Source organism: Pseudoalteromonas sp. Isolate6, assembly GCF_022398435.1.
GTDB classification, from domain to species: Bacteria; Pseudomonadota; Gammaproteobacteria; order Enterobacterales; family Alteromonadaceae; genus Pseudoalteromonas; species Pseudoalteromonas galatheae.
In genome coordinates this window covers 1-8,331 of the sequence record NZ_JAKEVK010000201.1, presented here as the reverse complement: position 1 = coordinate 8,331, position 8,331 = coordinate 1, and the positions used below count along the sequence as shown (strand labels likewise).

Genomic DNA, 8,331 nt, shown 5'->3' with positions numbered 1-8,331 from the left:
ATAATGTATTTTTCCTACTATAGATCTTATTACCTGTTCCCAAAGTAAATTCCTATGACAGACTCAACCTCACTTGAGAAAGCAGACAGATTTATTGGTGATGATTCTCTTTCCGATTTAATTTTTGACAATATCCCAGACTACGCCTTTATCAAAGATGATCAGCTTAGGATCGTAAAAGCGAACGATGCTTTTTGCTCCATGTATCCAGAAGAAGCCAGAGAGAAAATTATTGGCTACACCACACTTGACTCTTATCAACCAGAAGAAGTTGAAGAGTTTATCAAAGATGATAAAAAAGCCTTGGAAACAGGGTATGCAGAGTGTTTGGAGATTATCAATTTCCCAGATGGTGGCGTCAGAACATTATTTACTCGCAAAAAGCGATTCTATGATGCCAAAGGCGCGACGTTTATTTTGGGGCTTTCCAGTGACGTGACCGAAAGGGAGCATCTTGTTGCTCAGTTAAAGCGCTCCAATGAAGCCTTAGACGAATTTGCTTATATTGCCTCTCACGATTTAAAAGCGCCACTCAATGCGATTTCTAAGTTGGTAACTTGGATTGATGAAGACTACGGCGATGAGTTACCCGAAGGCGCTAAGGAGAATTTTGATTTAATTCAGCAGCGTGTGTCGAGAATGAGTAAATTGCTCCATGATTTACTGATTTACTCGCGGGTAAATCGAAAGCATAGCGAAAACGAAACGTTTGAATTCTGCGAATTTACAAAAGAGATATATGACTCTATTGATATTGAGGCGAAGCTGAAATTGGAATGCACTTCTCTAATTGTAACCTTACCGAAAACGGCATTAGAAGTTGTTACCCGTAATTTAATTAGCAACTCGCTTAAACACCATGACTGTGAAAATGGCTCACTAATAATCCACGTTAAAGAAAGCGCTAAAGAGTATGAAATGCATTTTATTGACGATGGTCCAGGGATCCCACCTGAGTATAGGGAGAAAGTATTTGAAATGTTCCAAACGCTTAAACCTAGAGATCAACAAGAAGGTAGCGGTATGGGATTGGCAATCATTAAAAAAGTGCTCAATCACTATGGCGGTTCAGTTGATATTGTAGATAGTAACGTTGGCACTGAGTTTGTACTCAAGTGGCCAAAAGTAGATACCAGAGTTAACCCTAATTAGGATTCATTTTATGCAAAATAATGATATTACAGTGCTGGTCGTCGAGGATGATGACATTGACTATATGACAGTAAAGCGCAGTTTTGCAAAGCGCAAGATAATGAACCCTATGGTACGGGCAATTGATGGCGTTGAAGCGTTAGAATTCTTACAAGCTAAGAAAATAGAGTATCCATTTATTGTTTTATTAGATTTAAAAATGCCTCGTATGGGTGGGCTTGAGTTTTTAGCTCGGTTGAGAGAAGACCCTGAGCTACAAGATACCGTTGTGTTCGTACTTACTACTTCGAAAGATGAAGATGATATTCATCATAGTTATGAAAAAAACGTAGCGGGATATTTTTTAAAAGAAGAAGCAAGTAACTCAATGATGAGCCTCGTTGATATGTTGGATGGGTATTGGCGAATTGTACAGTTTCCAACTAAGTAATGAGGTTGTAAATGAATATATTGCTTGTTGACGATGATATAGTTGACCGAAAGATGATCCGCCGCTCCCTAGTGAAAGGTGGGATTGAACATCAATTGACAGAAGTCAGTACGGTAGAAGAAGGAATATTTGCGCTCGAAGAGCTTTGCTTCGACCTATTACTACTGGATTACAATATGCCGTCCAAAAATGGTTTGGACTTACTCATCGAACTCAGGCGTGTTAACCATATTAAAGATTTAACCATAGTCATGATCAGCAATTCGCATTCTGAAGAGTTGGTTTTGAAATGTCTAGATTTGGGTGTACAGGACTTTCTACTCAAAGAAGAGGTCACTGCATCGCTTTTAAGCCGTTCTATTATTCAAGCCAGAAAACGTTTTGAGTTAGAAAGTCAGCTGCATAATAGCTACTTGCAAGTAAAGCAGATGGCCGAGCGCGACTCATTGACGGGGTTGTATAATCGTTACTACTTCGAGGAGTCTTGCCAGCGGCTGATGCAAGCCGATAAAAAGCGCTATAAGTGTGTTGGGATCCTTGTCGTCGATATCGTCGATTTTAAAAAGATAAATGACCGTTTTGGCCATGAAATCGCCGATCAACTTTTACTTGAACTAGGAGCAAGCTTTAATAGGCATACCAAGCAAGAAGATATTGTCAGTCGCTTTGGTGGAGACGAGTTTGCTTGTTTGATGGTGACTTGTGATAACCCGCTGCAAATTAAAATAGAAGCTGAAAAGCTTGTTCGTTTGTTGAGTCGAAGCTATTCAATTTATGAGCTGGACATCTACTGCCAAGTAAGAATGGGAATTTCTCTTTATCCGCTCAATGGTAATAACGCTGATGATTTAATACGTTTTGCTGATATTGCACTATTTAGGGCTAAATCCTCCCAAAGTACAATGGCGTGTATTTTTGAAGATAATATGCAGACCGAGTTCCAGATGAAGTATAACGTGGAGCAAGATTTACGAGGCGCAATAGATAGGCAAGAGTTAGAGTTGGCATTTCAGCCAATTGTCGATATTCAGCAGGCTAAAGTGGTGTCTCTAGAAGCGTTGATCCGGTGGCCTACGGCAAAATACACAAGCAATCCTCAAGAATTTATTGCGATAGCTGAAGAGTCGAAGCTCATCGAGCCTTTGGGAAAGTGGATTATTGAGCATGCGATCACCACATTAAAGCAGATACAGACAAAGTGCGGATATCCTATTCGTTTGGCAATAAACCTTTCACCATTACAGCTCGGAGACATTGCTCTGCCTGCGTTCATCAATGATTGTTTAAAGCAAGCAGATATGGACGGTACTTTATTTACGTTTGAGCTAACAGAAACAGCGCTTTTAAATGAAAATAAACGGGTAACATCAAGCCTAAGCCGCATAAAAGAGCTTGGCTGCAAGATTGCGCTAGATGATTTTGGAACGGGCTATTCTTCAATATCACATTTGCTCAATTATCCAATTGATATTGTTAAAGTGGATAAATCGCTTACCGACAGAATTGAGGTAGACGATAGAGGGAAAAGGATATTTTTGGGTTTGATTGATATGCTCAAAAGCCTACAGTTGAGCATTGTTGTTGAAGGTGTTGAGAAATATCAGCAGTACTATGTTTGTAAAGAGGCAAAAGTAGATAAAATTCAGGGTTATTACTTTTCGAGCCCTGTTTCTGAAAAGTCCGTAGTGAAAACGATAAAAGCGGTAAATCGCGACCTTGCCAGAGAATTTAAAGCAATGCAGTAGAAAGATAAAGCCAGCAGTAGCGGCTGGCTCCTGTGATGTTTGTATTAAGCGCCAGGACCACACTCCAAACAGTGTTTGATAATATCTGGGCCAAACTTCAAGTTTGCATTAAGATTCCTTAGTGCCGTTCTTAGGCCTTCTTCTATCACTGGGTGGTAGAAAGGCATGTCGAGCATTTGTGGCACGGTCATCTTGTTTTGTAGCGCCCAAGCAAGTAAATGCGCCATATGCTCAGCAGCGGGGCCGACAAATTCGGCACCTAAGAATAACCCGGAGCCTTGCTCAGCGTAGACTCGCATATGGCCTTTGTTTTTTAACATCACGCGGCTGCGGCCTTGGTTTTCAAAGCTCACCTCTCCGATGGCAAAGCAGCCGCAATTGCCATATTGCTTTTCCAGCTCTTTATAACTTGCTCCAACCATAGCAATTTGTGGGTCGCTAAATACCGCCGCAAGCTTTGCACGGCGTAGTCCCACTCTCACATCAGGGAAGCGACCAGCATTTTCACCTGCAATCGTGCCCTGATCTGCGGCTTCATGTAGAAGCGGGATCTGGTTACTGGCATCACCCGCAATAAAAATCGGGGCGTTACCTGAGCTATCAAGACATTGCATGGTATGTGGGTCGGCTAGCGGAACGCCTCGGTCATCAAGCTCAAGTGTGGTATTTTCTAGCCCTAAGTTATCAACATTGGGCACACGACCTGTGGCTGCCAACACATAGTCAAACTGCTCGGTTTGTGGTTTCCCTTGTTTGTCAATGTAGGTAAGCTCGGCTTTGTCACCGACCTGTTTCATATCTGATACTTTGGCATCAGTATCGAGGTAGAACTCATCGCTAAACACAGTGGTGGCATAGTCTTTGACGATTGGATCGGTTAGTGGACCAAGGCCACCGCCGACACCAAATACTTTGACCTTTACGCCAAGTCGGTGTAGCGCTTGACCTAGTTCTAAGCCAATCACACCGGGGCCAAATACGGCAACTGAGCCGGGTAAATCGTCCCAGTCAAAAACGTTATCGTTAATGACTAAGCGGTCGCCAAAATTATTAAATGCACCGGGGTAGCTAGGTCTTGAACCCGTAGCGATAACAAAGCGTTTAGCTGTGATCTGCGTGTGGTCGTCCAACTGTACTGTATGGCTGTTGATAAATTTTGCACTGCCGCGTAGTTTATCCTGCAGAGGCAATTCGTCTACAGCTTCGACGACAAAGCCAACGAAGCGATCTCGCTCACGTTTGACTCTCGCCATAACCGCTTTACCGTCAATTTCAGCGGGTTTTAAATTAATACCAAATTTAGGTGCGACTTCAATTTGGTGTGCGGATTCAGCAGCGGCAATCAGTAACTTGCTCGGCATGCAACCAACCCGTGCGCACGTTGTGCCGTATACACCGGACTCAATCATCAGAACTTCTGAGGTATATTTTTTGGCGTTTCTATAGGCGCTGAGACCCGCTGTCCCCGCACCAATCACGACTACGTCGGTGTTTATCTTTTTCATTTTTTGCTCCGAAATCAGAAAGTGTAATACCAATTTACTTAATTAAGAGGTCTATTTGAGGTGAGAAAATCTTGTCGATAACCAGGCAAAAATTTTGCTATTTAGTTGTTCTAAATGAGAAATTTTTAACGCAGTTAGCGTCAGATTTGCTCCTTCAAATTGAGCAAGTATTAAGTTAAATTGGTATACTCCCCCATGACAGCCATTAGCTATTGAGTTTTGTTGTGTTGAGGGGGAACATTTTGACTTGGTGAACAAGTTCACCAAGTCATGTTGTGGGGGATGAGTGATTAAGCGAAATATTCAGCTAAATCGTCTGAGCCACCGATGTGTTTACCACCGATAAATACTTGCGGCACGGTTTCGCGACCAGATAGCGCTTTAAGACTGGTTAGCGATGCTTGTTGACCAAGTACCAGCTCTTCATATGCCAGTCCTTTTTCTTTTAGCAAGGCTTTGGCTTTTTCACAGAATGGACAGCCAATCTTGCTAATAATGGTAACCGGCTCTGGTTTGATTTGGCGTGGGTTAATGTACTCCAACATAGTATCTGCGTCTGATACTTCAAACGGGTCGCCAGGCTTTTCCGGTTCGATAAACATTTTGTCAATCACACCATCTTTTACCAGCATTGAATAACGCCAGCTGCGTTTGCCAAAACCTAAATCGTTTTTATCAACTAACATGCCCATGCCGTCAGTGAATTCGCCGTTACCGTCAGGTAGTAGTGTAATATTCTGCGCTTCTTGGTACTGTGCCCATGCGTTCATTACAAACGTATCATTAACGGATAAACACACGATTTCGTCGACACCATTTTGCTTAAATACGCTGGCAAGCTCGTTATAGCGTGGTAAATGCGTTGACGAACATGTTGGTGTAAAGGCACCAGGCAAAGAAAATACAACCACAGTTTTGCCTTTAAAAATTTCATCGGTGGTGACGTGCTTCCACTCTTCATTTTCTCTAATTGGGAATGTAACCTGTGGTACGCGTTGACCTTCAATACTCTTTAACATTTTGCTTTCCTTCTTAAGTTGATGTAGCCATTATGCCGTGCGCATTTTGATTTGTATAATTGATAGTTGAGATTAAAGTGTTCAATAAAATTGATTGTTTTCAACTTCAAATATTTGTATTTTTTAACCTAGCCAATGCCGCTAAATTGAGATTAGTCAATTTTTACGGGAGTAGGGAATATTTAGATGAAAGCAAACTTTGAATTAATGGCGGATTACAATCGCTGGATGAACGAAAGGTTATATGAAGCTGTTTCGGGATTGAGCGCCACGGAATTACACCAAGATCGAGGGGCTTTTTTTGGTTCCATCATGGGATCGTTAAACCATATTCTTGTTGCTGATATTATTTGGCTTAAGCGCTATACAGAGCATAGCTATCATGTTGAAGCACTGAACGTTGTAGCAACGATGCCGCTGCCGACAAAACTTGATGCGATGCTGTATGAAGATTTTGCAGCGTTGAGACAGGCAAGAGCTGAAATGGATAAGGTGATTGTTGAATTTGCGGATGAAGTCACTGAGGAGGCGCTTGCTGCCGATTTACACTACAAAAACACACAAGGTAAAACCTTTTCTCGCCAGTTTGGTTTTTTAGTGCATCATTTATTTAATCATCAGACGCACCATAGAGGGCAAATAACGACATTGCTCAGCCAGATTGGTATTGATATGGGAGAAACCGATCTATTAGCTCGGATCCCTACATCATTTGGTTAGTGGTCTAGCTTTACCGCTTCGGTTATGTCTAGTGTTATCAGCAATGAGAAGGGTTATAAAGCTAGACATTAGCTCTACAGGCCTTTAAAAACCGTGTTCGGTAAAGCCTGCTAATAAGAATTTCACTCGCTAACTTTTCATAATAACTCTGAATAGAGCTCCTCTAGCCATTCATGAAGGTCCTCTATCGAGTCAAAATCTTCGTCTGTTAATTCTTCATACTCTGTTAGTGAAATAAGATTTAAGTCTATAACCTCCCGAAGTTGAGCTCTGACTTTAATCAAGTCATAAGGGTAGTCTTCTCCAATGCCGACAGCTCTTCTCAAAATACTGGGGTCATGTCTTTCGACATGACAATAAGTTTTTAAAATGGTTCTTAAAGGATCTTCAAGTTTATTCATCGTATATTTACTTCTTTAGTTCAGGGTATAATGTGTGCAATTTAATGTTACCATCTTCTATTAGATATATAGCTTTGGCGTTTCCGTTTGAAAAATCTGTAACCTCGTATCCAGTGGGGTTTTTCTTGGAACCTAGTCTAGTTATTCCGCGTACCGCATTTCTGTAGTTAGAGCCAAAAATATCTTCAAGTGGTATTTATGCGCTCCTGTTTATTCCTTTAAAACGATGTTATTGAGCGAATTAAGAAAGCTTCGTCCCCCATCACACCGACTCCTCAAACCACAAGCTGATATAATATAGCGTTGTGGGAGTCGGTTTATCCGCCGAGAAGTTGTGCTTTTCTGGTGTGGTGTTGGTGTCGTCTAGGCGTTTTACCGTGGCTTGCATGTCTTCGATAGCGGCGTCTGGAAGCTGTAGGTCGTAGTGCCAGCTGGTAGATATGTCATCAAGTGAATCGCGTAGGCCTTTGACGGTGTTTTTAACTTCCGTGGCGGATTGTTTTCCGAGGTCTTGCCAGTTGATGTCTCTCCAGTATTTTTTTAAGGTAACTTTGACTATGGTTATGATGCGTCTTGGGCCTCTATTTATGGCTTTGTCTTATCACTGCATACCATCTCAGTAGAGTAGTTAAAGATTAACAACCGTGGTTTCTCTAATTAAAAATGTAAACGAAAGCAGCAGAAGAAATTTGGTGGAGAAATGTAGGCTAGGAAGATGGTTGAACCTAGCCTGGCGACACCTTTGTATTTAAAGGACTTAAAAAGGTGCTATTGGTTATGGGGTAATTGGTTAGATAGCGCGACGATATCAGCCATAACACGTTTCTCTCCAAGATCAGCTAGGAAAGCTAAATGTTCCGTGGCTTTTACCTTTTGGAGATTCTCAAGTTTAGGTTCGCCACCAAGGGCAAGAGCTGGCACAAAGCCATAGATCTCTCCATTTTCAAGAGGGCCTAGCTTTTCGACAGCACGTTCAAAAAGAGGTTTTTCATTGTGATCTTTTAGATCAATTTCGGTGCTCATTTTTGTTGAGAAAAATAAGTCCAAAGTTAGCTCCTCACCATTTTCTAAGTAATCATCGTTACTAAAATTAGGAAATATCATGCAGTAGGGAGAAGTGATTTTCAGGCAATTACCCGAGTTTTTACCCCAAATATACATTTTTCCAAACGCATCTATTGCAATGACATAGAAACTATCTACACCGTCATTTTGCATTTTTTCGAATTGAGTTCCTCTTAACCACTCAGTCAAGATATCTTGATAATCTTTTGGATTCACCATCCATAAACGGCCTTTCCCCCAACCACAAAAGCCGTATTCTTTCCAATACTCAAGTAAATTATTAGGTAAAGTACC

8 protein-coding genes are annotated in these 8,331 nt (G+C 41.5%); 4 read left to right on the top strand and 4 right to left on the bottom strand.

Annotated features, from left to right (window positions below; translation table 11 throughout):
- Positions 1 to 54: 54 nt before the first annotated feature.
- The 3 genes from L1D50_RS19195 to L1D50_RS19185 are packed head-to-tail and all read left to right on the top strand — an operon-like array spanning position 55 to position 3,327.
- On the top strand, positions 55 to 1,152 hold the full coding sequence (locus L1D50_RS19195; protein WP_128726977.1) for a PAS domain-containing sensor histidine kinase: 1,098 nt from the start codon (positions 55 to 57) through the stop codon (positions 1,150 to 1,152).
- Positions 1,153 to 1,162: 10 nt separating this feature from the next.
- Entirely contained in the window at positions 1,163 to 1,582 is a 420-nt protein-coding gene (locus tag L1D50_RS19190) for a response regulator (protein ID WP_128726976.1), read from the top strand.
- Between the two features lie 11 nt (positions 1,583 to 1,593).
- Positions 1,594 to 3,327, top strand: a complete 1,734-nt coding sequence (locus tag L1D50_RS19185) for an EAL domain-containing response regulator (RefSeq protein ID WP_128726975.1) — start codon at positions 1,594 to 1,596, stop codon at positions 3,325 to 3,327.
- Positions 3,328 to 3,371: 44 nt separating this feature from the next.
- Here L1D50_RS19185 and L1D50_RS19180 read toward each other — a convergent pair whose 3' ends face one another.
- Complete coding sequence (locus L1D50_RS19180; protein WP_128726974.1) at positions 3,372 to 4,832, bottom strand: dihydrolipoyl dehydrogenase; 1,461 nt, start codon at positions 4,830 to 4,832, stop codon at positions 3,372 to 3,374.
- 290 nt (positions 4,833 to 5,122) lie between these two features.
- The gene (locus L1D50_RS19175; protein WP_128726973.1) at positions 5,123 to 5,851 is read right to left on the bottom strand and encodes a glutathione peroxidase; all 729 of its coding nucleotides are present in this window, start codon (positions 5,849 to 5,851) and stop codon (positions 5,123 to 5,125) included.
- A gap of 186 nt (positions 5,852 to 6,037) precedes the next feature.
- On the opposite strand from L1D50_RS19175, the gene L1D50_RS19170 reads away from it, so the two are divergent.
- Positions 6,038 to 6,571: a DinB family protein gene (locus L1D50_RS19170; protein WP_128726972.1), complete on the top strand. Its 534-nt coding sequence runs from the start codon at positions 6,038 to 6,040 to the stop codon at positions 6,569 to 6,571.
- A 137-nt stretch (positions 6,572 to 6,708) separates the two neighbouring features.
- On the opposite strand, the gene L1D50_RS19165 is transcribed toward L1D50_RS19170, so the two are convergent.
- A complete protein-coding gene (locus tag L1D50_RS19165) occupies positions 6,709 to 6,972 on the bottom strand; it encodes a hypothetical protein (protein ID WP_128726971.1) in 264 nt (87 codons plus the stop codon).
- 768 nt (positions 6,973 to 7,740) lie between these two features.
- Positions 7,741 to 8,331 (bottom strand): GAD-like domain-containing protein (locus tag L1D50_RS19160; protein ID WP_239966623.1); only part of this gene is annotated, 591 nt, incomplete at its 5' end.

Excerpts from the sequence above, each read along its gene's own strand:
- L1D50_RS19185 (WP_128726975.1), top strand. The coding sequence starts at position 1,594 with ATGAATATATTGCTTGTTGACGATGATATAGTTGACCGAAAGATGATC.
- L1D50_RS19190 (WP_128726976.1), top strand. The coding sequence starts at position 1,163 with ATGCAAAATAATGATATTACAGTGCTGGTCGTCGAGGATGATGACATT.
- L1D50_RS19175 (WP_128726973.1), bottom strand. The coding sequence starts at position 5,851 with ATGTTAAAGAGTATTGAAGGTCAACGCGTACCACAGGTTACATTCCCA.
- L1D50_RS19195 (WP_128726977.1), top strand. The coding sequence starts at position 55 with ATGACAGACTCAACCTCACTTGAGAAAGCAGACAGATTTATTGGTGAT.
- L1D50_RS19180 (WP_128726974.1), bottom strand. The coding sequence starts at position 4,832 with ATGAAAAAGATAAACACCGACGTAGTCGTGATTGGTGCGGGGACAGCG.
- L1D50_RS19165 (WP_128726971.1), bottom strand. The coding sequence starts at position 6,972 with ATGAATAAACTTGAAGATCCTTTAAGAACCATTTTAAAAACTTATTGT.
- L1D50_RS19170 (WP_128726972.1), top strand. The coding sequence starts at position 6,038 with ATGAAAGCAAACTTTGAATTAATGGCGGATTACAATCGCTGGATGAAC.